The sequence below is a fragment of the Allostigmatella hybrida genome, from assembly GCF_020103775.1.
Classification (GTDB): Bacteria; Myxococcota; Myxococcia; order Myxococcales; family Myxococcaceae; genus Hyalangium; species Hyalangium aurantiaca.
Genome location: NZ_JAHXBH010000011.1, coordinates 98,579 through 121,762, shown reverse-complemented (window position 1 = coordinate 121,762; position 23,184 = coordinate 98,579). Strand labels below are relative to the sequence as shown.

The 23,184-nt window shown below is 69.2% G+C and carries 19 protein-coding genes; 10 read left to right on the top strand and 9 right to left on the bottom strand.

All coding sequences use genetic code 11. The annotated features are described in order from the left end of the window. Positions 1-14: 14 nt before the first annotated feature. The 3 genes from KY661_RS19255 to KY661_RS19245 are packed head-to-tail and all read left to right on the top strand — an operon-like array spanning position 15 to position 2,972. Positions 15-1,256 carry a cyclic nucleotide-binding domain-containing protein gene (locus KY661_RS19255; RefSeq protein ID WP_225411588.1) on the top strand — a complete coding sequence of 414 codons (1,242 nt, stop codon included), beginning with the start codon at positions 15-17 and terminating at the stop codon, positions 1,254-1,256. 24 nt (positions 1,257-1,280) lie between these two features. Further along, positions 1,281-2,246, top strand: a complete 966-nt coding sequence (locus tag KY661_RS19250) for an aldo/keto reductase (RefSeq protein WP_225411587.1) — start codon at positions 1,281-1,283, stop codon at positions 2,244-2,246. A gap of 54 nt (positions 2,247-2,300) precedes the next feature. Continuing rightward, positions 2,301-2,972: a DAPG hydrolase family protein gene (locus KY661_RS19245; RefSeq protein ID WP_225411586.1), complete on the top strand. Its 672-nt coding sequence runs from the start codon at positions 2,301-2,303 to the stop codon at positions 2,970-2,972. Between the two features lie 3 nt (positions 2,973-2,975). Here the strand turns inward: KY661_RS19245 and KY661_RS19240 are convergent, their stop codons facing one another. The 3 genes from KY661_RS19240 to KY661_RS19230 form a co-directional block, all read right to left on the bottom strand. Further along, complete coding sequence (locus KY661_RS19240; protein WP_225411585.1) at positions 2,976-4,256, bottom strand: YecA family protein; 1,281 nt, start codon at positions 4,254-4,256, stop codon at positions 2,976-2,978. 13 nt (positions 4,257-4,269) lie between these two features. Further along, complete coding sequence (locus tag KY661_RS19235; protein ID WP_225411584.1) at positions 4,270-5,343, bottom strand: Rieske 2Fe-2S domain-containing protein; 1,074 nt, start codon at positions 5,341-5,343, stop codon at positions 4,270-4,272. 80 nt (positions 5,344-5,423) lie between these two features. Next, complete coding sequence (locus KY661_RS19230) at positions 5,424-6,833, bottom strand: 3-deoxy-7-phosphoheptulonate synthase class II (RefSeq protein WP_225411583.1); 1,410 nt, start codon at positions 6,831-6,833, stop codon at positions 5,424-5,426. 193 nt (positions 6,834-7,026) lie between these two features. Between KY661_RS19230 and KY661_RS19225 the strand changes: the two genes are divergently transcribed. Further along, positions 7,027-7,587, top strand: a complete 561-nt coding sequence (locus tag KY661_RS19225; protein ID WP_225411582.1) for a hypothetical protein — start codon at positions 7,027-7,029, stop codon at positions 7,585-7,587. 21 nt (positions 7,588-7,608) lie between these two features. Here the strand turns inward: KY661_RS19225 and KY661_RS19220 are convergent, their stop codons facing one another. From KY661_RS19220 to KY661_RS19210, 3 genes are read right to left on the bottom strand one after another with little or no spacing between them, the layout of a single operon-like run. Further along, positions 7,609-8,994, bottom strand: coding sequence for a sigma-54-dependent transcriptional regulator (locus KY661_RS19220; RefSeq protein ID WP_075009274.1), 1,386 nt, complete (start codon positions 8,992-8,994; stop codon positions 7,609-7,611). Continuing rightward, the gene (locus KY661_RS19215; protein WP_225411581.1) at positions 8,991-10,358 is read right to left on the bottom strand and encodes a sensor histidine kinase; all 1,368 of its coding nucleotides are present in this window, start codon (positions 10,356-10,358) and stop codon (positions 8,991-8,993) included. The genes KY661_RS19220 and KY661_RS19215 overlap by 4 nt, the downstream gene beginning before the upstream one ends. A gap of 45 nt (positions 10,359-10,403) precedes the next feature. Then, the gene (locus tag KY661_RS19210; RefSeq protein WP_225411580.1) at positions 10,404-11,840 is read right to left on the bottom strand and encodes a TolC family protein; all 1,437 of its coding nucleotides are present in this window, start codon (positions 11,838-11,840) and stop codon (positions 10,404-10,406) included. Between the two features lie 308 nt (positions 11,841-12,148). Between KY661_RS19210 and KY661_RS19205 the strand changes: the two genes are divergently transcribed. The 6 genes from KY661_RS19205 (at position 12,149) to KY661_RS19180 (ending at position 19,738) form a co-directional block, all read left to right on the top strand. Next, positions 12,149-13,189, top strand: coding sequence for an HlyD family secretion protein (locus KY661_RS19205; RefSeq protein WP_225411579.1), 1,041 nt, complete (start codon positions 12,149-12,151; stop codon positions 13,187-13,189). Further along, on the top strand, positions 13,186-14,127 hold the full coding sequence (locus KY661_RS37295) for an ABC transporter ATP-binding protein (RefSeq protein ID WP_317987284.1): 942 nt from the start codon (positions 13,186-13,188) through the stop codon (positions 14,125-14,127). Before KY661_RS19205 ends, KY661_RS37295 begins: the two co-directional genes overlap by 4 nt. Next, complete coding sequence (locus KY661_RS19195; protein WP_225411578.1) at positions 14,124-15,083, top strand: ABC transporter ATP-binding protein; 960 nt, start codon at positions 14,124-14,126, stop codon at positions 15,081-15,083. The genes KY661_RS37295 and KY661_RS19195 overlap by 4 nt, the downstream gene beginning before the upstream one ends. A gap of 5 nt (positions 15,084-15,088) precedes the next feature. After that, the gene (locus KY661_RS19190; protein WP_225411577.1) at positions 15,089-16,222 is read left to right on the top strand and encodes an ABC transporter permease; all 1,134 of its coding nucleotides are present in this window, start codon (positions 15,089-15,091) and stop codon (positions 16,220-16,222) included. A gap of 52 nt (positions 16,223-16,274) precedes the next feature. Next, a complete protein-coding gene (locus tag KY661_RS19185) occupies positions 16,275-17,411 on the top strand; it encodes an ABC transporter permease (protein WP_225411576.1) in 1,137 nt (378 codons plus the stop codon). A 128-nt stretch (positions 17,412-17,539) separates the two neighbouring features. After that, positions 17,540-19,738, top strand: coding sequence for an AMP-binding protein (locus tag KY661_RS19180; RefSeq protein WP_225411575.1), 2,199 nt, complete (start codon positions 17,540-17,542; stop codon positions 19,736-19,738). Positions 19,739-19,887: 149 nt separating this feature from the next. Here KY661_RS19180 and KY661_RS19175 read toward each other — a convergent pair whose 3' ends face one another. From KY661_RS19175 to pabB, 3 genes are read right to left on the bottom strand one after another with little or no spacing between them, the layout of a single operon-like run. After that, positions 19,888-20,967, bottom strand: coding sequence for a 3-oxoacyl-[acyl-carrier-protein] synthase III C-terminal domain-containing protein (locus KY661_RS19175; RefSeq protein WP_225411574.1), 1,080 nt, complete (start codon positions 20,965-20,967; stop codon positions 19,888-19,890). Between the two features lie 44 nt (positions 20,968-21,011). After that, positions 21,012-21,632, bottom strand: a complete 621-nt coding sequence (locus KY661_RS19170; protein WP_093520184.1) for an anthranilate synthase component II — start codon at positions 21,630-21,632, stop codon at positions 21,012-21,014. Then, positions 21,629-23,182: an aminodeoxychorismate synthase component I gene (gene pabB, locus KY661_RS19165; RefSeq protein ID WP_225411573.1), complete on the bottom strand. Its 1,554-nt coding sequence runs from the start codon at positions 23,180-23,182 to the stop codon at positions 21,629-21,631. The genes KY661_RS19170 and pabB overlap by 4 nt, the downstream gene beginning before the upstream one ends. Positions 23,183-23,184: the final 2 nt, after the last annotated feature.

Genomic DNA, 23,184 nt, shown 5'->3' with positions numbered 1-23,184 from the left:
CGCAGGAGCGGGGGATGACGACGGACACGCTCCAGCAGCATCGCCAGCGCGGGGCGCGCTTCATCGCGCTGGACCACCTGGAGGCGGCGCTCGCCGAGTACGAGAAGCTGGTGGCCGCGGCGCCCGGGGATGGGGAGGGCCGCCAGCAGGTCGCCGCGCTCCTGGCACGGCTCGGCCGCAAGGCGCAGGCCGTGGCCGCCTACGAAGAGGCGGCGCTGGCGTGGGCGCGGGGCGGGCAGTTGCTGCGCGCCATCGTGGCCTGCAAGGCGCTGCTGGCGCTGGAGCCAGGGCACACCCGGACGCAGCGGTCGCTGGCGGAGCGCTACGGCTGGCGGGTGAAGCCCGGGGCGCGCCGCCCGGCGTCCCTGAAGGCTATGGCCGAGTTCGAGCTGCTGCCGGAAGGGGCCGGGCCCTCGGAGGGCATGCCGGTGGTGCCGCTCTTCTCGCAGCTCGGACAGGAGCCCTTCGCGGCGGTGCTGGAGGCCATGGAGGTGCGCACCTGCCCGGCCCGGCAGCCCGTGGTGAAGGAGGGCGAGCCGGGCGCCTCGATGTTCGCCGTGGTGGAGGGCACGCTGGAGGTGGTGCGCCACTTCCAGGACGGGGCGCAGCGCCAGGTGGGCACGCTCTCCGAGGGGGCCTTCTTCGGCGAGCTGGCACTGATTTCCGAGGGGCCCCGGCTGGCGAGCGTGGTGGCTGCCTCCCCCGTGGTGCTGCTGGAGTTCACGCGGGCGAAGCTCGAGGCGCTGGTGCGCAAGCACCCGGTGGTGGGGCCGGTGGTGCAGGCCTTCTACCGGGAGCGCATGGTGGACAACCTGCTGCGCAGCAACCCGGCGTTCTCCCTGCTGAAGCCCGAGCAGAAGCAGGCGGTGGTGCGGGAGTTCACGCTCAAGGCGGCCGCGGAGGGCGAGGTGCTCCTGAAGCAGGGGCAGGAGGGCGAGGCCTTCTACCTGCTCTTGCGCGGGCGCTGCACGCCCTACCACGTGAAGCCGGATGGGCAGGAGAAGGCCTACCCGGAGCTGCGGGAGGGCTCCGTCTTCGGAGAGATTTCCCTGCTCCTGGGCAAGCCCGTGACGGCCACGGTGCGGGCCAACGCCGCGAGCGTGGTGCTGCGGCTGGACCGGGCCGCCTTCGAGCGGCTCATCCTCGGGCTGCCCGGCATCCGGGGCGCCCTGATGAAGGTGGGAACGGAGCGGCTCCAGCGCACGGCCAAGCTGCTGTCGGGCCAGGAAATCCACGACGGCGACTTGCGCGTGTGAGCGGGCCTTGGCAAGGGTGAGGGCATGACGCTGCGACGGTTGGGACGCTCGGACATCGAAATTTCCCCCCTCGGGTTGGGGTGCTGGCAGTTCTCCGAAGGCGCGGGCATGGTGGGCGGCTTCTGGGAGGCCCTGCCCACCGGGACGGTGAAGGACATCGTCGAGACGTCGCTGCGCGGGGGCATCAACTGGTTCGACACCGCCGAGGTGTATGGCCACGGCCGGTCCGAGAAGGCACTCGCCGCGGCGCTCGCGAGCCTGGGCAAGAAGCCCGGCGAGGTGCGCATCGCCACCAAGTGGTGGCCCACGCTGCGGGGCGCCGGCAGCATCGGCAACACCATCGGCGCCCGGATGTCCGCGCTCAGCCCCTACGCCATCGACCTGCACCAGATTCACCACGCCTGGGCGTTCGCCTCGGTGGGGGCGCAGGCCGAGGCGATGGCGAAGCTGGTCCAGGAGGGCAAGATTCGCACGGTGGGGGTGAGCAACTTCTCCGCGCGGAAGATGCGCGCCATGCATGCCGCGCTCGCCCAGCGGGGCATTCCGCTCGTTTCCAACCAGATGCAGTACAGCCTGCTCGACCGGCGCATCGAGTCGAACGGGGTGCTCGCCGCCGCCAAGGCGCTGGGCATCACCGTCATCGCCTACTCGCCGCTCGCGCAGGGGCTGCTGTCGGGCAAGTTCCACGATGATCCCGCGCTCGTGCGCAGCCGGGTGGGCCCGCGCCGCTTCATGCCGAAGTACCGCCCCAGCGGGCTCGCGCGCAGCCGCCCCCTCATCGACGCGCTGCGGGAAATCGCCACCGCCCACGGCGTGACGGCCTCACAGGTGGCCCTGAACTGGCTCGTCCACTTCCACGGGGACACGGTGGTGGCCATTCCGGGCGCCACCCAGCGTCACCACGCCGAGGAGAACACGGGCGCGCTGGGGTTCACCCTCACCCAGGACGAGCTGCGCCGCATCGACGAGCTGTCACGGCCCTTCCTCTGAAAGTCCAAGGCACTGGAATTGCCCGGGAGGCTCTTGTAGAGCAAAGGACATCTCATGACGACATGGACCCTGCCCGAGCCCGTGGACTTCCAGTGGAAGATGAAGCCGCCCGAGAGCGCACGGACGAATTTTCACCTGCTGCCCAATGACAGCTTCGAGCTGACCATCGAGCATGACCCCATCAAGGGCGTGACGCCCAAGATGCTGGACTGGTGGTTCCGGAACATCGGCGGCGACATGGTCTACCAGGGGAAGACGTACTCCCGGTACCGCGTGTGGCACCCGATTGACCACATCCACTGGGCGCTGACGGCGCCCGCCCCGGATGGCTCCATCGGCCAGGGCTCCGAGTTCCACATCGTCGAGGCCTTCAACGCCAACATGGACTGGCTCATCGACAGCATCGAGCACGTCGAGAAGCTGGACGAGACGGGCATCCGGCTGGTGCTGCGCAAGCTGGGCACCGAGGTGTTCCGGCTGGAGCACTGGTTCGAGCCGCACCCGGAGGGCACGCTCTACCGCTCCCGGATGCAGGTGGGCGCGGAGAACACCTTCGGCATGCTCATCTTCCAGCCGCTGTTGCGGCCGTTCATCTTCACCGAGGAGATGGGCTACGCTTGGCTCAAGCACAACATCGAAGAGGTGGGCAACTTCGAGTTCTTCCTGCCCGAGCTCTACGAGCGCGAGGTGCTGTCCGCCCCCGCCCCCGTGGCCGCCCAGGGCTAGGGCTCAGACGCTCTCGGGGGCGAGCGAGAGTGGGTGCTCTCGCAGCCACGCCTGGCAGCGGCGGATGCGCTGCGCGGCCGGGGCAGGCCCCGAGGCCTCCAGGAACTGGAGGTAGGGCTCCAGGTCCTCCGCGGTCCACACCGGCTTGGCCTTGAGGTCCGCCAGCAGCACCATCTCCTCGGCGGAGCGGCCCTGCGCCTCCTGGTTCGCGGTGAAGAGCGCGGCCATCACCATGCGCGAGGGCTCCGCCTCCACGGCGATGGCCGCGTCGGTGAAGCCCGCGCGCGTGGCCTCGTCGAGGGTGGGGTCCGCGGCCTTCGCGCGCAGGCGCGCGAGCATGCCCTCCAGCAGCTCCGCGTCGAGCGCCCCCTTCACCGCGCGGATGAGGTTCTCCACGGCGGCGCGGCGGGTGGCCGCATCGAGGGAGGCCGCCTTCACCGCGCGCAGCGGCTCCCAGAGGACGCAGGTGAACCACAGCTCCTCCTCGGGCGCGAAGAGCGAGGGGGTGGCGGGCTCGCGCAGCCGCGCCTCGACGCGCGCGGAGCGCTCCCGGCCCTCGCGGGTGATGCGCTCGACGAGCTGAGGGTCCGACTGGACGTGCTGGAGCAGGGCGTCCACATCCCCCGCCTGGGCCTTGCGCAGCGCCTCGCGCGCCTCGGCGGACAGGTCCTCCTCCGCGAAGCGGGCCAGCGCCTCGAACTGGCTGGCCATCTCCTGGTGGTGGGCGCACCACTCGCGGAACTGCACGTCGAAGACGACGTCCAGGACGGGGATGTCCTCGGGCTGGAACTTGCCCTTCTTGCCCTGGGCCGAGGCCAGCAGCGCGCCCACGCACAGCGCCTGCCGGTCCTGCGCGGAGCGGCCGGGCTCCCCGGCGCGCTGGAGCACGGCCTCGCGGAAGCCCTGGAGGAAGGCGCGGGTGCCGAGCTGGCGCACGGTGCCCACGAGCAGCTCCCGCCGGGCCTTCGCCGGGCTCTGCTCGATGGCCTCGGAGAGGGTGGGCAGCTGCTGCGAGACGTGGGCGTCGAACGCGGCCGCATCGAAGCGCAGGCCGGGGGTGGGCCCCCCCTGGGAGAGCAGGGTGCCCAGGTGCTCGAGCGCGCCGGACAGCCGGGAGACATCCGTGTCCCCCAACAGGTCCATGGCCGCCCGGAGATCGGCGGCCAGCGGATGGGCCGGCGCGGGGGGCGCGGCGGCGCGGGCGCGATCCTCCGCGGCGTGGCACACCTTGTACTTCTTGCCGCTGCCACAGGGGCAGGGCGCGTTGCGGCCCGGTTTGCTCACGTGTGCCGCGGCATCAGTCCTGGGCGCCGGTGGTGCCCGTGGCCTTCAGCTGCACGGGCTCGGGCGGAGCCTGCTGCTCCAGGGGGCCCTGGTGGTAGGCGGAGGAGATGAGGCGGCGCGTCTCGCGCAGCACCCGGTCGAACTTGCCCAGCTGCAGCCCCTTGAGGTCCGTGCGCTTGTCGGTCCGGGCCACCTCCTCGACGATGTTCTTGTCGAGGTTGAACTCGTCGTGCGCCATCTTCAGGAAGCGGCTGGAGATGAGCTTGCGCAGCGGCGAGAACGCCTGGGGGCTGAAGAGGTTCAGCGTGGAGAAGAAGAACAGGTGGATGTGCGTCTCCTCCTCGCTCACCGGCGTGAGGAAGGCGAACTCGCGGATCCGGTGCGGCTTCAGCTCCTGGGTCTTCGGGTCCATCCACTTCATGTTGTAGATGAAGTGCACGGGCCGGAAGTGGGCCATGAAGTCGATGATCAGCCGGGTGTTCTGCGGCATGAAGTACTGCGTGGGCGAGTACCAGGGGATGTTCCGCTGGTCTCCCTCGTAGATGACGTGGATGCTGTCACCCACGGTCTCCACCTTCGGCACCACCTGGGTGATGCCCTGCGCGTCGAACGCGAAGACGCCGTGGTTGGTGGGGCTGTGCTCGATTTCGATGAAGTTGTCGACCACCAGCTCGAAGGGCGCGTACATGATGCCCGTGTCCAGGCCCACGTAGTGGTAGCCCTCGACTTCCATCTCGGGCATCTGCGCGTTGGACTCCGCGGGCTTGACCCAGACGGCGCCGTAGCGCTCGGTCACGTCATAGCGCTGCACGCGGGGCTTCATCTGCGGGTTGCAGGGGCTCTGGCCCTTGCCCTCGCCGTCGTACTTCCACAGGTGGTAGGGGCAGACGATCTTGTCGTTCTCGACCCAGCCCTTGCTCAGCCGCATGGAGCGGTGCGGGCAGCGGTCCTCCAGCGCGGACACCTTGCCGCCGGCGGTGCGGAACAGGACGATCTCCGAGTTCCACACCTTTACCCCTACCGGCTTGTCCTTGAGCACCTGGCTGTCGAGTACGGGGTGCCAGTGGTCCTTCGCGGTCGCGGTCATGTGCGTCCTACCTCGTCAAACATTGCACTGTGGGGAGGCCGAAGCCTCCTATGCCCATTGCCAGGCGGTCAACGGCCGCTTCAGCCGATTTCCCGCATCTCGCCGGTCTTCTGGTAGGCGCCCCGGAGCGCCTGGCGCTGCAGGCAGTCGCTGATCATGAACACCAGCTCGAGCGACTGGGAGGCATTCAGGCGAGGGTCGCACGCGGAGGTGTAGTTCTCGGACAGCGTGGCCTCCTGGATGTCCGCGGAGCCGCCCAGGCACTCGGTGACGTCCGAGCCCGTGCACTCCAGGTGCAGCCCGCCCAGGCGGCTGCCCGCGGCGTCGTGGATGTCGAAGGCGGAGCGGACCTCGGAGAGGATGTCCTGGAAGCGGCGCGTCTTGATGCCCTGGCTGCTGACGATGCCGTTGCCGTGCATCGGGTCGCAGCTCCAGATGACCCGCGCGTCCATCTCCTGCACGGCGCCGATGAGGGCAGGCAGGCTCTGGGCGATGCGGTCCTTGCCAAAGCGGGTGATGAGCGTCAGCCGGCCCGGCTCGTTGTTGGGGTTGAGCTGGGTGATGAGCGCCTGGAGCTCCTCGGGCTTGCAGCTGGGGCCGATCTTCACCCCGATGGGGTTGTGGATGCCGCGGAAGTACTCCACGTGCGCGCCGTCCAGCTGCCGCGTGCGCTCGCCCAGCCACAGGTAGTGGGTGCTCAGGTTGTACGGGTGGTGGTCGTCACCGGTGCCCGTGAGCGCCTCCTCGTACGCCAGGTGCAGCCCCTCGTGGGACACGTAGAGGTTGATGGCGTCGTAGGCCCCGTCCGGGGCCGACTTGAGGATGGTGGTGAGCTGCTGCACCACATGGCGGTAGCTGCGCTCCTCCTGCGTCAGCTCGCCCAGCCGCGACAGGTGCCAGGCGTCCTCGCTCAGGCCCAGCGACATCAGGCTCTCGCCGCTCAGGGCGCGCACCTGGTTCATCACCGCGGCGGAGTAGAGGTAGGCCTGGAGCAGGCGCTGCGGATCCGAGCGCCGCGCGTCCGCGTGGGCCGTCACGTCATTGACGATGTCGCCGCGGTACACGGGCAGCTGCACGCCGTTGACCGTCTCCATGCCCTGGGAGCGGGGCTTGGCGAACTGGCCCGCCATGCGCGCCACCTGCACCACCGGCTGCTGCGTGGCGTGCTGGATGAGCAGGCCCATCTGCCCCATGGCCCGCACCTTGCGCGTCAGCTCCTGGCGGTGGATGTCCGTGAAGCGCTCCGCGCAGTCCCCGGCGTGAATCAAGAAGCCCCAGCCGTTGGCCACCTCGGCCAGCTGCTGACGCAGCGTGACACACTCGGTGCTTCGCACCAGGGCAGGCATTTGACGCAACCGCTCAAGGACCCCTTCGAGGTCCACCAGGTTGTCGTACACGGGCTGTTGCGCTGCCGCCTTCGTTCTCCAACTCGAGGTGGACCAGCGCTTGTCCCGGAAATGCTCGCTTAGCTGGATAGGTCTGGCATTCATGCTTCTTAAATAAACACAACGTTCAGTGGGATTCAAGCTTTTCTGTTTGGACGGAAAAAAGAAGCTTGTACCCGGGGGTGCTTGCACCGCGCCCGGGAGCACTGGCGCCTACATCAGCATGCCGGAAAGGCGCGTGACCATTGAAAATTCAGCGTAACTTGACGGCAGGGTGAAAAATGTTAACTTTCAAAACGTGAAAGCCGCCTTTTACTTGTTCATGATCGCTGGTGCCTTTGGTGGGTTTGATGTGTTGTACTACCACATCTACACACACCGGTTGTACCGACAGCCGTCGGCCATCTGGGAGAACGTGACGCACTTCACGCGCGCCCTGCTATTCGCGGTTTTCTTCACTTTGATCGTGCACGTGAAGGCCGCCGGCGCCTGGTGGTGGCTCTACCCGGCCATCATCGCCGTGGAGTTCGTCAACACGATGCTGGACACCGTGTTGGAGCCCTCCTCGCGCAAGAGCCTGGGTGGCTTGCCCACCGGGGAGTACATCCTGCACGTCTTCCTGTCGCTCATCACGGGCGCGGCGCTGGCGTGCATGCTCTGGGACTCGCACGGATTGCTGTCCGAGCCCACGTCGCTCACCTGGCACACGCTGGACTTGCCGGCCTCGATGGTGTTCGGCGCCTATATGTCCACCGCGGCGGCCGTCGGGTTCTTCGCCTTCGAGTCCTACAGCTTCCTCAAGCAGCTGTCCCAGCGGCTGCAGAAGCCCGCGGGGGACATCGCTGTGAAGCCGGCCTGAGCCGGCGCCCGGCGCGGTGTCCTAGCTGGAGGAGCCTTCGCCCTCCAGCGCCTCGTCGGGCTCGAGCTCTTCCCGCGAGACGAGGCCGTACTTGCGCAGCTTCTCGTGCAGGGAGGCGCGGCTGATGCTCAGGTTGCGTGCCGCCTGGGTCCGGTTGCCCCCCGCACCCCGCAGGGCCTGCTCAATCTGAGCGCGCTCGAAGGCCTCCGTCATCAGCTTGAGGCTCTTGGGCGTCGCGCTGGGCTCCACGCCCGGCGCCCCGCCGATGGGCAGCATGTCCAGGTCGAGCCGGTCCGGCGGCGACAGGACGAGCAGGCTCTCCAGCGCGTTCTCCAGTTGCCGCACGTTGCCGGGCCAGGGGTAGGCCTGCAGCCGCGCCAGCAGGGCCGCGGAGGGCTCCGGGCTGGGCAGCCCCAGGCGCTGGCTGGTGCGCTGGAGGAAATGCCGGGCAAGCAGGGGAATGTCCTCGGGCCGCTCCCGCAGCGGCGGCACCTCGAGCTGGACCACCTTCAGCCGGTAGTAGAGGTCCTCCCGGAAGCGGCCCTGGGTGACGAGCTGGGAGAGATCCCGGTGCGTGGCGCCCAGGATTCGCACGTTCACCGGCACGGAGCGGTCCTCGCCCACCGGGCGCAGCTCGCCCTCCTGGAGCACCCGCAGCAGCTTGGCCTGGGTGGAGGGGTCCATCTCGCCAATCTCGTCGAGCAGCAGCGTGCCCCCGTCCGCCTCGCGGAACAGGCCCGCGCGCGAGCGGTGCGCGCCGGTGAAGGCGCCCTTGGCGTGGCCGAACAGCTCGCTCTCGGCGAGCTCGGGCGTCAGCGCCGCGCAGTTGAAGCGCACGAAGGGCTTGCCTGCGCGGGACGAGGCGCGCACCAGGGCCTCGGCGATGCGCTCCTTGCCCGTGCCGCTCTCGCCGTGGATGAGCACGGTGACGTCCCGGGGCGCCACGCGCTGGATGAGCAGGGCCAGGCGGCTCATGGCCTTGCTCTCGAAGAGCAGGGAGCGCGAGAGGTTCAGCTCCCCCGCGAGCCGCTCGTTCTCCAGCTCCAGGCGCACCGAGCCGACGGCGCGCTGGATGACGGCCACCAGCTCGTCCACCTCGAAGGGCTTGTGGAAGTAGTCGTAGGCGCCCGCCTTCATGGCCTCCACGGCATGGCGCTCGGAGCCGTGGGCGGTGATGAGGATGAACTTGGGCAGCGGGCCCGGGACATTGCGCAGCAGCTCCAGCCCGTCCATGTGCGGCATGCGCAGGTCGCTGATGAGCAGGTGGTAGCTGTCGCGGCGCAGCCGCTCGAGCGCCGCCACCCCATGGGGCGCCTCGTCGACTTCCATGCCGATGTCCTCGAGGATGCCCCGGAGCGTGTAGCGCATCGCATTGTCGTCATCGGCGACCAGGGCCCGGATCTTCACGCGAGGGGCGCCTCCTGAGAGGGGGCGCTGCCGTTCAAGGGCGGCGCCGGGGGGGGCTGCATCAAGGGGAGCACCATCATGGCATGACACCCGCCGCCCTCCCGCGGGTGAAGCGACAGCTCGCCGCCGTGCTGCCGCGCCAGCGAGCGCGCGATGGGCAGCCCCAGGCCGGAGCCCTGCGGCTTGCTGGTCACCCCGGCCTGGAACAGCCGCTCCACGGAGTCACCCGTGAGGCCCGGGCCCCGGTCCAGCACGGAGATGCGCGCCTGCGCCGGGCCCAGGGGGGCGATCTCCACGCAGACCTCCTGGTCCGGGGGGCTGGCCTCGAGCGCGTTCTGGAGCAGGTTGATGAGCACCTGCTTCACCTTGCCGGCATCACAGCACGCCGCGATTTCCGCCCCCGGGTGAAGCCGCAGGGTGAGCCGCCGCTCGGAGGCCATGCCCTCGTGCAAGAGCAGCACGTTCTCGCACAGCTCTCGGAGGCTCACCTGCTCCTGCGACAGCGGGCCCAGCGGCCGGGAGAAGTTGAGGAACTCGTTGAGGATGTCCTGCATCCGGTTGATTTCCTGGCGCAGCACCTTCATGCGCTCGGCGCTCTTGCCCTCCATGTCCCGGGCCACCAGCGCCGCCAGCCCCTTGATGCTGCCCAGCGGGTTCTTGAGCTCGTGGGCAATCTCTCCCGTCATGGTGGTGAGGCGCTGGAGGTTCTCCGTGTAGGTCCACAGGGTGTCATCCCGCGCGGCGAGCGCCTGGTGGAGCATGGCGTCGTAGATGCCCCGCAGGCGGGCGCCAATCTGGAAGGACACCAGCAGCAGCACGGTCATCACGCCCACGCCGACCAGCAGGTGGACCGGGTTGTGCCGCAGGCCGGGCGTCTCCTGGAACAGCTGGGGCAGCAGCTCAGGAACCCGGCCCGTGGCCTGGACGAACAGCATGCCCCAGAGCACGACGATCTGGCTGATGAGCGCCAGGTAGTGGGGCCAGCCCGGCCGGAGGATGACGGAGACCAGCACCGCCAGGGGCAGCAGCGCGGGCAGCATCGGACTCTCGATGCCGCCCGTCACCACGACGACCACGAGCTGGAGCGAGACGGAGATGCCCAGGTTGAGCGGGAAGGACCGGGGCCTCAGCCCGTGGCGCTGGAACCGCTGCAGCTCCAACCACGACAGGCCCACCAGGCAGATGCACACCCCGGCCATGACGAGCCGCCGCCACAGCGTCTCCTCCGTCAGCACGACCCACAGCGGCAGCAGCAGCAGCAGCGGGGTGAACGCGAGCCGCGTGCCCACGAAGCTGCCGAAGAGCCGGCGCATGGCCTCCTGCCGGACCTGCTGGAGATTGGCGCTGGAAGGGCTCGTGGGCACGGCGTGTCCTTCAAGGCGGCTCGATGGCATCGGCAGGCATGAAGCCTACCAAACCTGACCCCGGGCGGTTTTCAGGGTGATGATGGCGATGGCCAGGCGGGCGCGGGCCTCTTGCTCGCCTGCTTCCGCCATATACAGACGGTCGAGCGTGTCGAGCACCTCGGTGTAGCCGGCCACGCCCTGCTCGAAGCTGTTCTGCGCCGTGCGCGCTGCTTCCTGCGCCAGGGCGCGCTGCCGCTCCGAGAGCGCGAGCTGCTCCTGACCCAGCCGGAACTCCCGCAGGGCGTTGCGGACCTCCTGGGAGATCTGCAGCTCCAGGCCCTTCTGCTCGGCCTGGACCCGCGCGAGGGTGCCGCGCGCCTGCTGGAGCTTGCCGTAGCGCAGGCCGCCGTCATACAGCGTCCAGGTCAGCTCCAGGGTGGCGCGCCACCCCGTCTTGTCCCCCGTGAGGAACGGCGTGTCCGAGGCGAACACGGAGCCCGTGGCGGCGAGCGTGGGGGCCAGGCGCCACCACGCGGAGGTGATGCCGTGGTCCGCCGCGCGCTTCACGGCGTGCTGCGCCCCCACCTCCGCGCGCTCCTTCAGCGCTTCCGCGACGAGGCTCTCCTCCGCCATGGCCTCGGGGATTTCCAGCGCGGGCAGCTGCACCTGCACGGGCTGTTGCTGGCCGAGCAGCACGCCGATGGACAGCCGCACCGCCTCCAGCCTGTTGCGCGCGTCGCTCAGCTCCTTCTGGCGCCGCGTCAGCTCCGTCTGGGCGCGGAGCACCGCCAGCTGCACCGTGGTGCCCGCGGTGACGGCGCGCTCGGCCGTCTTCACGTACTGCTCGGAGGTCGTCACCCCGCGCTGGGCAACCTCCACGAAGGCCTCCGCCGTCGAGCCGAGCCACAGCGCGCGCAGCAGCGCCGAGCGGGCGCGCTGCCGGGCGACCTGGGTGGAGGCCTGGGCCGCGTTCACGCCCTCCTTGGCGGCCAGGAAGTCCCAGTACGCGTTCGCGGCGAACAGCGGCACGCGCAGGGTGCCCGTGGCGGTGAGCGCATCCAGCGGTTGAATGACGCGGTCGGCGGGCGCCCCGCCGCGGTCCAGGGAGATGGGGCGCTGGGCAATCTCGCTCAGCCCCGCCTCCAGGGTGTCCAGGAAGCGCGAGAACTCGATGGCCGCCTCCTCGTTGTTCCGCGTGTAGGAGCCGGTGGCCACCAGCACGGGCAGGAGCGCCGCCAGCGCCTGGCGGGAGATGCCCTGCGCCTCCTGCACGCGGGCGCGCACCTGGGCGAAGTCCTGATTCTGCGCGTCGACCAGGCGCAGGGCCTCCTCCAGGGAGATGACCTGGACCGAGGGGGACGCGCTCGAGGCGGTGGGGGCGAGCGGGGCTTGGGAGGGGGCCGGGGCCGGGGCGGGGGCCTGCGCCAGGACGGCCTGGGGGCTCAGTTGGCAGGCCAAGGCCAGGGAGACAGCGAGCTTCGAGACAAATCTCATCTTCATCTCCGAGGAGGATCTCCCCGACGCGAAGTAGGTGGTGGGGCGGGTGGAGCCGTCTGAAGCAAGAAGAAGGCCATGGGGGGCCCCGCCCCGCCCGCGCCCTGGGCAAGGGGGCCGGGCACAGGGGGCCCCGGCCTGGCCGGGCGCCTGGACTGTCAACGGATCCGGCGTCAGGTGTCTACGATTCCAGACAGTTGAGGCCCGGGGCCCGGCTTGCAAAGGGTTGAAACCAGAGGGAGCGTCCCTGGTGCGGTGTTTGCAGAAATACAGGAAGTCACCCCGAGCACCTCCCCAGGGCTCCAGGAGTTCAGATGTCTCCCAAGCTCATTGTTCCCATCGTTGTCGTTGTGGCCCTCGCGTTGCTGCTGGGGTTCAAGATTCACGCGCAGGAGACGGCGTTGAGGGGGCCCTCCGGCGGCACCGGGGTCATCGAAGGCACGGACTACAATGTCGCCTCGCGGCTGTCGGCGCGGGTGGTCCGGGTGGGCGTGAAGAAGGGCGCCGCGGTGAAGAAGGGCGATGTGCTGATGCTCCTGGACTGCGCCGAGCCCGAGGCGGCCCTGGCGGAGGCCGAGGCGCGGGTGGAGGTCTCCCGGTCCCAGTCGGAGGCCGCGAGCGCGCAGGCGCAGGCCTCGGTCCGGGCCCGCAACGCGGCGCAGGCCGCCATCCAGGTCGCCAAGGCCCAGGCCGAGGCGCTCGCCGCGCAGCGGGACACGGCGCGCCGCCAGGCCGAGCGCCTCCACTCGCTGGGCCAGGACGTGGCGGCCTCCAACGCGGACCAGGCGCTGGGCACGGCCGAGGGGCTCAAGCACCAGGCCGCCGCGGCGCTGGCCAGCAGCAACCTCAACCAGCAGCAGGCCGAGGCCTCCGCGGAGCAGAGCCGCGCGGCCCAGGCCCAGGCCCAGGCCTCCGTCCGCACCGTCACCGCCGCCGAGGCCGCGTTGATCCGCGCGCGGCTGATGGTGGCCGAGTGCGAGGTGCGCTCGCCCAGCGCGGGCCTCGTGGACGATGTGTTCTTCGAGGAGGGCGAGCTGCCGCTGCCCGGCGCCACGCTGGCGCGCATCGTCAACCTGGAGGAGGTGCGCGCCACCTTCTACCTGCCCAACGCGGAGCTGGCCGCGGCCCGGCCCGCCGAGCGCGCCACCATCGAGGCGGATGCCTACCCGCAGCGCACCTTCTCGGGCGCCATCCGCACCGTGTCCACCCAGGCCGAGTTCACGCCGCGCAACATCCAGACGCGCACGGACCGGGACCGGCTCGTGTACGCGGTGGAGGTGGCGGTGCCCAACGCCGAGCAGCTCCTGCGGCCCGGCATGCCGGTGCGCGTCACCCTGGCCGGTAACACGCCGTGAACGCCCCGGCGGCAGCACCCGTCCAGGACGGCATCATCATCCAGGCCGAGTCGCTGGCGCGCAGCTTTGGCCAGGTGCAGGCGGTGCGCAACATCAGCCTGCAGGTGCGCCGGGGCGAGCTGTACGGCCTGATTGGCCCGGATGGCGCGGGGAAGACGACCACCATCCGGATGATCGCCGGGCTGGTGACGCCCGACAGCGGCCGGGCGATGGTGCTCGGCCACGACTCGCTGCGCGGCGGGCTGGCGGTGCGCGAGTACATGGGGCTGATGCCCCAGCAGTACAGCCTCTATGGGGACCTGAGCATCGCGGAGAACCTGCGCTTCTTCGGGCGGCTGTTCTGCCTGCCGCGCAAGCTGTTCGAGGAGCGCAGCCAGCGGCTCCTGAAGATTACCCGCCTGGACCGGTTCACGGACCGCCGCGCGGACGCGCTGTCCGGCGGCATGTACAAGAAGCTGGCGCTGGCGTGCGCGCTGCTGCACGAGCCCTCGGTGCTGCTGCTGGACGAGCCCACCAACGGCGTGGACCCGGTCAGCCGCCGCGAGCTGTGGGAGCTGCTCTACGAGTTCGTGGGCGAGGGCATGGCGGTGCTCGTCTCCACCCCCTACATGGACGAGGCGGAGCGCTGCCACCGCGTGGGGCTCATCAACCGCGGGGTGCTGCTCGACGAGGGGCCGCCCCATGAGCTGGTGAAGGCCTTCCCCCACGAGGCGTACGAGGTGGATGGCGGCTCCCGCGAGGCGCTCCACGAGGTGCTGGAGCGGCTGCCCCAGGTGCTGGCCTCCTCGCCCGCGGGCACGCGGCTCAAGGTGGTGCTCGAGAAGGGGACGGCGCCGCGCGTGGGGCAGGAGCTGGCCCGCGTGGGGGCCAGCCTCCGCCCGTGTGGTCTGGACTTCGAGGACATGTTCCTCGTGCGGCTCTCGCAGGAGGGCAAATGAGCGAGCACGTCATCGAGGTGACCCACCTCACGCGCCGGTTCGGCAACTTCCTGGCCGTCAACGACGTGAACTTCCACGTCGAGAAGGGGGAGATTTTCGGCTACCTGGGCGCCAACGGCGCCGGCAAGTCCACCTCCATCCGGATGCTCTGTGGGCTGCTGCTGCCCACCTCCGGGGACGCCATCGTGGCCGGCCACTCCATCCACTCGCCCGACCTGGTGAAGTCCTCCATCGGGTACATGTCCCAGAAGTTCTCGCTCTACATGGACCTGACGGTGGAGCACAACCTGGCCTTCTTCGGCGGGGCCTATGGGATGTCCGGCAAGGCGCTGTCCCACCGCATCGACGAGATCCTCGAGCTCATCCACCTGAAGGACCGGCGCCGCGACCTCACCGGGACGCTCTCCGGCGGCTTCCGGCAGCGGCTCGCGCTGGGCTCCTCGCTGCTGCACCGGCCGAAGATCGTCTTCCTGGACGAGCCCACGGCGGGCGTGGACCCCGCCTCCCGGCGGGACTTCTGGCGGCTCATCCGCTCGCTGGCCCGCGAGGGCACCACGGTCTTCGTCACCACCCACTACATGGACGAGGCGGAGTACTGCGCGCGCGTGGGGCTCATGGTGGCCGGCAAGCTGGTGGCGCTCGACACGCCCAAGGGGCTCAAGGAGCAGTTCGTCCCTGGCACCCTGTATGCCGTGAGCGGGGTGCTGCCCCGCTCCAGCGCGCTGGACGGCATGCGCGCGGCGCCGGGGGTGCTGGCCGTCGAAACGTTCGGCGCGGGGCTGCACGTGCGCGTCGAGACGGGGCGCGTGGATGCGCGGGCGGTGGCCGCGATGGTGGAGCAGGCTGGCGGACGGGAACTGCAGATCAAGACAATCGAAGCGAACCTCGAGGATGTCTTCTTGAAGGTGGTCGCGCCCACTGCCTCCCCTCCGGGGACGCAGCAGAAGGCAGGGTAGAGCCGATGCAGGGATTGCAGCGTTTCGCCATTCGCGTCTTCGCGCTGACGAGCAAGGAGCTGGCGCACATCCGCCGGGACTCCCGCACGCTGGCGCTGGGGCTCGCCATGCCCGTGGTGTTGCTGGTGCTCTTCGGGTTCGGCGTCAGCTTCGACCTGAGCGCCATCCCCATGGCCGTGGTGGACCTGGACCGGACCGAGCAGTCCATCGACGCGTGGCGCACCTTCGCCGCGCCGGACGAGTTCCGCGTGGTGGCGCAGCTCGATGATCCGGGCCAGGTGGAGCAGATGTTCCGCCGCAGGGAAGCCGTGGTGGGGCTGGTGATTCCCGCGGGCTTCGCGCGCGACATCCGCCGCGGCGAGGAGGCGCACCTGCAATTGCTGCTGGACGGGGCCGACGGCAACACCGCCAGCCAGGCAATCGCCAAGGCCAACGCCATCAGCCTGGCGCTCAACCAGAAGATCCGCGTGAAGCTGGGCATGGTGGGCGCGCTGCCGCTGAACGTGAAGTCCATGACGCGCTTCAACCCCGAGGCCCGCTCGGCGCTGTTCCTGGTGCCGGGCCTGGTGGGCTACATCCTGGCCATCGTGGCGGTGCTGCTCACCGCGCTGACGGTGGCGCGCGAGTGGGAGCGCGGCTCGATGGAGCAGCTGTTCGCCACGCCCGTGGGCCGGCTGGAGGTGATTCTGGGCAAGCTCCTGCCCTACCTGGGGCTGGGCGCCGTGCAGCTCCTGATGGTGCTGTGCGTGGGCGCCTGGGTGTTCGAGGTGCCGGTGCGCGGCAGCCTCCCGCTGCTGGCCCTGTGCTCGCTGTTCTTCCTGTTCAGCATGCTGGGCCAGGGGCTGTTGATTTCCGTGGTGACGCGCAACCAGATGGTGGCCACGCAGCTGGGCGTGCTCAGCGCGATGCTGCCGTCCATGCTGCTGTCGGGCTTCCTGACGCCCATCGACAACATGCCCATCGTGCTGCAGTGGGTTTCCCGCCTGGTGCCGGCGCAGTACTTCGTCGCCGCGCTGCGCGGCATCCTCCTGCGGGGCAACGGGCTGGCGGAGCTGTGGCGGGAGACCCTGGCGCTCGCCGTGTTCTCGCTGGCGATGGTGGCCGCGTCCTTCTTCAAATTTCAGCGGCGGCTGGCATGAGGCCGCACCCGATGGGGTGGCAAGGGAGAGCGCGGCGATGAGTGGACAGCGCATGACACAGCTGCTGGCGGTGGTCCTCAAGGAGGTCCGCCAGACCCTGAGGGACCGGCGCATCATGGGGTTGCTGCTGGTCTCCCCCATCGTCCAGCTCATCGTCTTTGGCTTCGCGGTCAACTTCGATGTCGACAAGGTCCCCGCCGCGGTGGTGGACCTTGACCGGACGGCCCGCAGCCGCGCCTACATCAACAGCCTCATGGCGGATGGGACGCTGCGCCGGGCCGTGGAGCTGCCCGATGCCGCCTCCGCGCAGGCCCTGCTCGACGCGGGCGGCGCCTCGGTGGCCATCATCCTGCCCCAGGGCCTGGACCGGGACATCACCCGCCAGCGGACGGCGGACGTGCAGGTGCTGGTGGATGGGTCGGACCCCAACCGCAGCGGCGTGGCGCTGGGCGCCACGGGCACGTTCTTCGGCCAGCTGAACGAGAAGGTGGCCGAGACCCGGCTCCGGACGATGAGCGCCGCGCGCGGCGTGCCCCTGCAGCTGCCCACGGTCCGCGTCCAGCCGCGCGTCTATTACAACCCGAAGCTCCAGACGGCCGTCTTCATGGTGCCAGGCATCACCTCGATGCTGCTGCTGCTGGTGACCACCATCGTGACCGCCATGGGCCTGGCGCGCGAGCGCGAGATGGGCACCCTGGAGCAGGTGCTCGTCACGCCCATCCCCCCGGGCATCATGATGATGGGCAAGCTCATCCCCTTCCTCATCATCGGCGCCTTCGACTTCACCCTGGCCATCACCGTGGGGGCGTACCTGTTCGACATGCCCCTGCTGGGCAGCTTCGTGGCCCTGTTCGTGGCCACCGCGCTCTACCTGTCGGCCACGCTCGGCATGGGGCTGTTCATCTCCACCGTGAGCACCAGCCAGCAGCAGGCCTTCATGGGCGGCATCCTCTTCATGCTCCCCGCCATCCTGCTCTCCGGCATCCTCACCCCCGTGCGCAGCATGCCCGAGTGGTTGCAGCCCATCACCTACATCAACCCCGTGCGCTACTACATCGAGATCCTCCGCGCCGTGCTCCTCAAGGACGCGGGCTGGTCGGACCTCGGCTTCCAGTTCGTGGCACTGGGCATCTTCGGCTTCTGCATCATCACGCTCGCCTCGCGCCGCTTCAGCAAGCAACTCGCCTAGGCTCCAGCCAGGGGGGAGTCTGGAATGACTCCAGAATTTGCCCCTCTATGGTGTCTTCCAGACAAATCTGCTAACCTCGTGGGAGTGGAAAATTCTGTTACCACTTATCCCGGTCGAGGATCGAACGCGTGAGCCGAGTTGCCGAGTCCCCCTCCCTCCCAGCCCCCTTTCCCACCGTCGTGGACGCGCTGCGTCACCACGCGCAGCACCAGCCGGAGCGGCTGGCGTACACCTTCCTCGCTGAGTCCGGGGAAGAAGAGAGCAAGCTGACCTTCGCGCAGCTGGATGCGCAGGCGCGCGCCATCGCCGTGGAGCTGCAGAAGGCGGGCGCCGCGGGCCAGCGCGTGGTGATGCTCTACCCGTCCTGTCTGGAGTTCGTGGCGGCCTACTTTGGCTGCCTGTACGGCAACGTGGTGGCAGTACCGGCCTACCCGCCCGAGCCCGCGCGGCTTCAACGCACGCTGCCGCGGCTGCAGGCCATCGTGAAGAACGCCTCGGCGAAGAAGATCCTCACCACCCAGGCCATCAAGTCCATGGTGAGCTTCTTCACCCCGTACGCGCCCGAGCTGGGCGAGGTGGAGTGGATCGCCACCGACGCGGTGGACGTGAACCAGGCCTCCGAGTACCAGCGGCCGAACATCGGGCCCCAGACGCTCTCGTTCCTCCAGTACACCTCGGGCTCCACCGCCACGCCCAAGGGCGTGATGGTGACGCACGCCAACCTGGTCGCCAACACCCTGGCGCTCACCGGCTCGGTGAAGACGCACAAGGACTCGGTGCTGGTGTGCTGGCTGCCGCTGTTCCATGACATGGGGCTCATCGGCAACGTGATTCACGCCGCCTACGTGGGCTTCCACTGCGTGCTCATGGCGCCCACCACGTTCCTGCAGAACCCGTTCCTGTGGGTGAAGGCGGTGAGCGACTACAAGGCCACCTTCACCGGCGGCCCCAACTTCGGCTACGAGCTGTGCAACCGCAAGGTCACCGCCGAGCAGCGCGCCTCGCTCAACCTGAGCAGCCTGGAGACGGCCTACAACGGCGCGGAGCCGGTGCGCTACGAGACGCTGGAGCGGTTCTTCGAGCTGTTCGGCCCCCACGGGCTGCGCCGCTCGGCGCTCAAGCCCTGCTACGGCATGGCGGAGACCACGCTCGTGGTGTCCATGACGAGCACGGACTCCACGGGCCCCATCACGATGATGGCCGATGGCTCCTCGCTGGAGCGCAACCAGATCCAGCCCGTGGCCGAGACGCACGCGGGGGCCCGCCGCCTGGTGGCCTCCGGCAACGTGGCCACGGACGCCACCCAGCGCGTGCTCATCGTGCGCCCGGAGACCGGCGTGCGCTGCGCCGCCAACGAGGTGGGTGAAATCTGGACCTCGGGTCCGTCGGTGGCGCGCGGCTACTGGAACATGTCCGACGAGACGGAGGCCATCTTCCACGCCTACCTGTCCGACACGGGCGAGGGCCCCTTCCTGCGCACGGGCGACCTGGGCTTCCTGCGCGAGGACGGCGAGCTGTTCATCACCGGCCGCTGGAAGGACCTGGTCATCATCCGCGGCACCAACCACTATCCGCAGGACATCGAGCGGACGATGGAGCAGCAGCACCCGGCGATGCGGCCCGGCTGCGGGGCTGCCTTCTGCGTGGACGTGAAGGACGAGGAGCGCCTGGTGGTGGTCCAGGAGGTGGATGCCAACAAGGTGTCCGACTTCGATGGGCTGCTGGAGAAGGTCCGCTCCGCCATCACCCAGAACCACGGCGTGCAGCCCTACGCGCTCGTGCTCGTGGCGCCCCGGAGCATCACCAAGACGTCCAGCGGCAAGATTCAGCGCCGCGCGTGCCGCTCGCTGTGGCTCTCCGGTGAGATGGAGAAGGTGTACGAGTGGCGCCAGCCGGAGCTGGCCGCCGAGACGGCCAAGGCGCCCAAGGCCGTGCAGCCCGCGGCGGCCCCGGTGGCCAAGCCCTCTCCGGCCGCGGCGCTCCAGGCCGCCGCGTCGGTGACGGCCCCCGAGGAGTCGGCGCGGCACACGGCCACCAAGCCCACCCCCGAGGTCCACGCCTTCCTCATCGCGCGCGTGGCGGAGGAGGCGAAGCTGGCCGCCTCGCTCATCGATCCGAAGCTGCCCTTCACCACGTACGGGCTGGATTCGGCCGGTGAAATCATGCTCACCAAGGCGCTGGAGGACTTCCTCGGCGTGAAGCTCGCGGCCAACCTCACCTGGGAGTACCCCTCCATCGACGCGCTCGCGCGCTACCTGGGCGGCGAGGACGTGATGTCGGTGACGATGACCGAGAAGCGCAAGCTGGCCGAGCGGGCCTCCCGCTAGCGCCCGCGGCAGGGCCGGGGCTCCGCGAGGCCGCGGAGCTCCGGGCCCCTGCCACTCCCCCGCCTCACAGCCCTGAAAACAACCGCGCCTCCCACGCAGCCCCTTCGAGAGGGGCCGCGGGGAGGCGCAGGTGTTTCAGCAGCGGGAGGCTAATAGCGGAAGGAGATGACGCCGGCCGAGGAGCCGCTGCCCGTGGGCACCAGCACCGCGCGGTCGCCGCGCTGCAGCTTGTGCTCCTTGATGGCCGTGGCCACGCCCACCGGCACGCCGTTGGAGACGCAGTTGCCGTAGCGCTTGAAGATGTAGAGCGCCTTGTCGTTCACGCCCACCATCCGGAAGATGTGGTCATACACACCGGCCGACAGGGAGTGGGGGATGACGACCTTGGCCTCTTCCAGGAGGTGCGGCACCTTCTGCAGCTGCGGGATGAGGTGCGACTTCACGCTCTCGCCGATGCGCTTGCCGAAGGCGTAGAAGAACTCCTCGCCGCCGTGCTGCTGCTCGAGCGGCATGGGCTCGAGGTCATACTCGCGGTGGTTGGCCAGGGTGAAGGCGCAGTCCTGGAAGTCGTCCGGCTCGCTGGCGTAGTCGTAGTACCAGGGGCCGTTGTTGTCGTCCCGGCTCAGGATGGTGGCCGTGCCCGTCTCGCCCACCGTGGCGCCCCACACGCGCCACTCCATGTCCGCCATGGTGCGGATGGAGTACATGATGCTGGAGTCGTAGTTGCGGTCCACGCCCGCCTTGAAGCGCGGGCTGCGGTTGAACTCGAGGCTCAGGATGAGCACGTTGTTGGCGTAGCCGGTGCTCAGCAGGCGCTCCACGATGCGCGTGGTGTGGCCCCAGCCGTTGCACGCGTCGATGATGTCGAAGCACTCGGCCTTCTTGAGGCCCAGGCGCGAGGCCATCTGGTACGCGGTGGCCGGCTCGCGGTAGCCGCGGCCCACGCCACAGTAGATGACCAGGTCGATGTCCTTGGGCTGCACGCCCGACTCGGCGATCATCCGCCGCGTCATGTCCAGGTAGTTGGCGTAGAACGGCTCGTTCTCGGCGCGCACGGTCACCTGCTCGAACATGGCCCGGTCCATCAGCTTGCCGACGATCTCCACCACGCCCATGAGGCTCTTCTCATCGGGGTAGTACGGCTTGGAGTAGTGGCGGAAGAGGTCCAGGGTCTCCTCGCGGCCAACGGTGCGCTGGGAGATGTAACGGTCAATCGCGGTCAGTCTCATGGGGGTGTCCTTGGTACGGCCGAGGGCGGATGCGGAAGGGGAGTTTAAGCGACGGACGCCTGGGGGAAACGGCTGAAGGCCGTGCCAGAGAGATCAAGGAAGTTGCGGAGCATCTGCTTGCCTGTCTGGGTACCAATCGACTCCGGATGGAACTGGATGCCGTAGATGGGGTAGCGGCGGTGGCGCACGCCCATGATGATGTCGCCCTCCACGGTGCGCGCCGTCACCTCCAGGCACGCGGGGATGGAGGACGGCTCGCCCACGAGCGAGTGGTAGCGCATCACGTCCAGGCGCGTGGGCAGGCCCTGGAAGATCTCGCTGCCGTTGTGCTCGATGGGGAAGACCTTGCCGTGGATGGGCGAGGGGGCGCGCACCACCTTGCCGCCGAAGGCGGAGATGATGCCCTGGTGGCCCAGGCACACGCCCAGCACGGGCAGCGTGGGGCCCAGCTCCAGGATGACGCGCATGCAGACGCCGAAGTAGGCGGGGTTGTCCGGCGAGCCCGGCCCCGGGGAGATGATGATCCGGTCGGGGGCCAGCGCCCTCACCTGCTCCAGGGTGAGCGCGTCGTTGCGGTACACGAGCGGCCGCTCATCCAGTTCCCCCACGTACTGGTAGAGGTTGTAGGTGAACGAGTCATAGTTATCGATGATCAGCGTTCTCATGCCGTAGCCCCTGCGAGGTTGTTCAAAGCGGAAATGAGGGCGCGGGCCTTGTCCATCGTCTCCAGGTACTCGCCCCGAGGGTCCGAGTCCGCGACGACGGCGCCACCCACGTTGTAGTAGCAGCGGCCATCCACCACGACGAACGTGCGGATGACGATGTTGAGGTCCATCACGCCCGAGAAGTCCATGTAGCCGATGCTGCCCGAGTAGATGCCGCGTTTGACGGGCTCCAGCCGGTCGATGATCTTCATCGCTTCAATCTTCGGCGCGCCCGTCATGGAGCCGCCGGGGAAGCAGGCCTTGATGAGATCCAACGGATCCTTGTCGTCCTCGAGCTGGCCGCGGATGGTGGAGACGAGCTGGAACACCGTGGAGTAGTGCTCGATGACGAGCAGCTCGGGCACGTGCACCGTGTTGAACTTGCAGACCCGGCCGAAATCGTTGCGCACCAGGTCGACGATCATCAGGTTCTCGGCCCGGTCCTTGATGTTGGTGCTCAGGTCCGCCAGCATCGCCTCCTCTTCCTGGGGCGACTTGCCGCGCGGCCGGGTGCCCTTGATGGGGCGGCTCTCCGCCACGCGCTGCCGGTCGAGGCTCAGGAAGCGCTCGGGCGAGGAGGAGACGACGTAGGCCTCCGGCAGGTGGATGTAGCAGGCGAACGGCGCGGGGTTGATGCGCCGCAGCTCGCGGTACAAGTCCCACGGGTCGGCGCGCAGGGGCGAGTCGAGGCGGTGCGTGGTGCACACCTCGAAGATGTCGCCCGCGGTGATGTGGTCCTTCGCCGCGCGCACCATGTTGATGTAGCCCGCCTCGTCGAAGTGGGCGTTGATCTCCACCGGCGTGGACTTGGCGCCCGGGGCGGGGGCCTTGGGGCCCGTCCACTCGGCCGGCGGGTCCTTCTCCATCATCTGGATGCGCGTGAGCGTCTCGTCGCGCAGGGCCTCGGCGCGCGCCTGGGCGCTCTTCGCGTCGGGGCCCCGGCCCACGACGGACAGGTAGGAGGCGCCGGACTCGTGGTCATGCGCGAGCACCACGTCCATGAAGAGCATGTAGATGTCGGGCAGCTCGGGCTGGTCCTTGCCGAGGTCCGGCAGCTTCTCGATGAAGTAGCCCGCCTCGTAGCCGAAGTAGCCCATGGCGCCGGTGAGGAAGGGCACGGGCGCGTCGTTCGGGGCGCGCTCCACGCGGTACTCCGCGGTGACGGCGCGCAGCTCGTTGAAGGCGTCGGCGATCTTCTTCTCGACGAAGGGCGTCTCCAGCGTGAGGCCGTCCGCACCGCGGCGGTGGATGATTTCGATGCGCGCCTGGCCCTCGGGGGCCGCGCCGTGCTGGCGCTTGGCCTTGTAGACGGCGGCCGGATCGCTGCCCATGAACGAGTAGCGGCACAGCTTGTGGGGCGCGCGCGCGCTGTCCAGCAAGCACGAGTACTGCTGCTTGCGGAAGAGCTCGAAGTACCGCCAGAACGGCAGCGTGAGCTTCACTTCCTGGACGATGTGATGCGGGGGGCTGGGCTGCTTCGTTCCGTCTCGAACGGCATGAATGGCGGACATGG

Excerpts from the sequence above, each read along its gene's own strand:
- KY661_RS19170 (WP_093520184.1), bottom strand. The coding sequence starts at position 21,632 with ATGAGAACGCTGATCATCGATAACTATGACTCGTTCACCTACAACCTC.
- KY661_RS19210 (WP_225411580.1), bottom strand. The coding sequence starts at position 11,840 with ATGAAGATGAGATTTGTCTCGAAGCTCGCTGTCTCCCTGGCCTTGGCC.
- KY661_RS19185 (WP_225411576.1), top strand. The coding sequence starts at position 16,275 with ATGACACAGCTGCTGGCGGTGGTCCTCAAGGAGGTCCGCCAGACCCTG.
- KY661_RS19205 (WP_225411579.1), top strand. The coding sequence starts at position 12,149 with ATGTCTCCCAAGCTCATTGTTCCCATCGTTGTCGTTGTGGCCCTCGCG.
- KY661_RS19235 (WP_225411584.1), bottom strand. The coding sequence starts at position 5,343 with ATGACCGCGACCGCGAAGGACCACTGGCACCCCGTACTCGACAGCCAG.
- KY661_RS19250 (WP_225411587.1), top strand. The coding sequence starts at position 1,281 with ATGACGCTGCGACGGTTGGGACGCTCGGACATCGAAATTTCCCCCCTC.
- pabB (WP_225411573.1), bottom strand. The coding sequence starts at position 23,182 with ATGTCCGCCATTCATGCCGTTCGAGACGGAACGAAGCAGCCCAGCCCC.
- KY661_RS19255 (WP_225411588.1), top strand. The coding sequence starts at position 15 with ATGACGACGGACACGCTCCAGCAGCATCGCCAGCGCGGGGCGCGCTTC.
- KY661_RS19175 (WP_225411574.1), bottom strand. The coding sequence starts at position 20,967 with ATGAGACTGACCGCGATTGACCGTTACATCTCCCAGCGCACCGTTGGC.
- KY661_RS19245 (WP_225411586.1), top strand. The coding sequence starts at position 2,301 with ATGACGACATGGACCCTGCCCGAGCCCGTGGACTTCCAGTGGAAGATG.
- KY661_RS19190 (WP_225411577.1), top strand. The coding sequence starts at position 15,089 with ATGCAGGGATTGCAGCGTTTCGCCATTCGCGTCTTCGCGCTGACGAGC.
- KY661_RS19230 (WP_225411583.1), bottom strand. The coding sequence starts at position 6,833 with ATGAATGCCAGACCTATCCAGCTAAGCGAGCATTTCCGGGACAAGCGC.
- KY661_RS19195 (WP_225411578.1), top strand. The coding sequence starts at position 14,124 with ATGAGCGAGCACGTCATCGAGGTGACCCACCTCACGCGCCGGTTCGGC.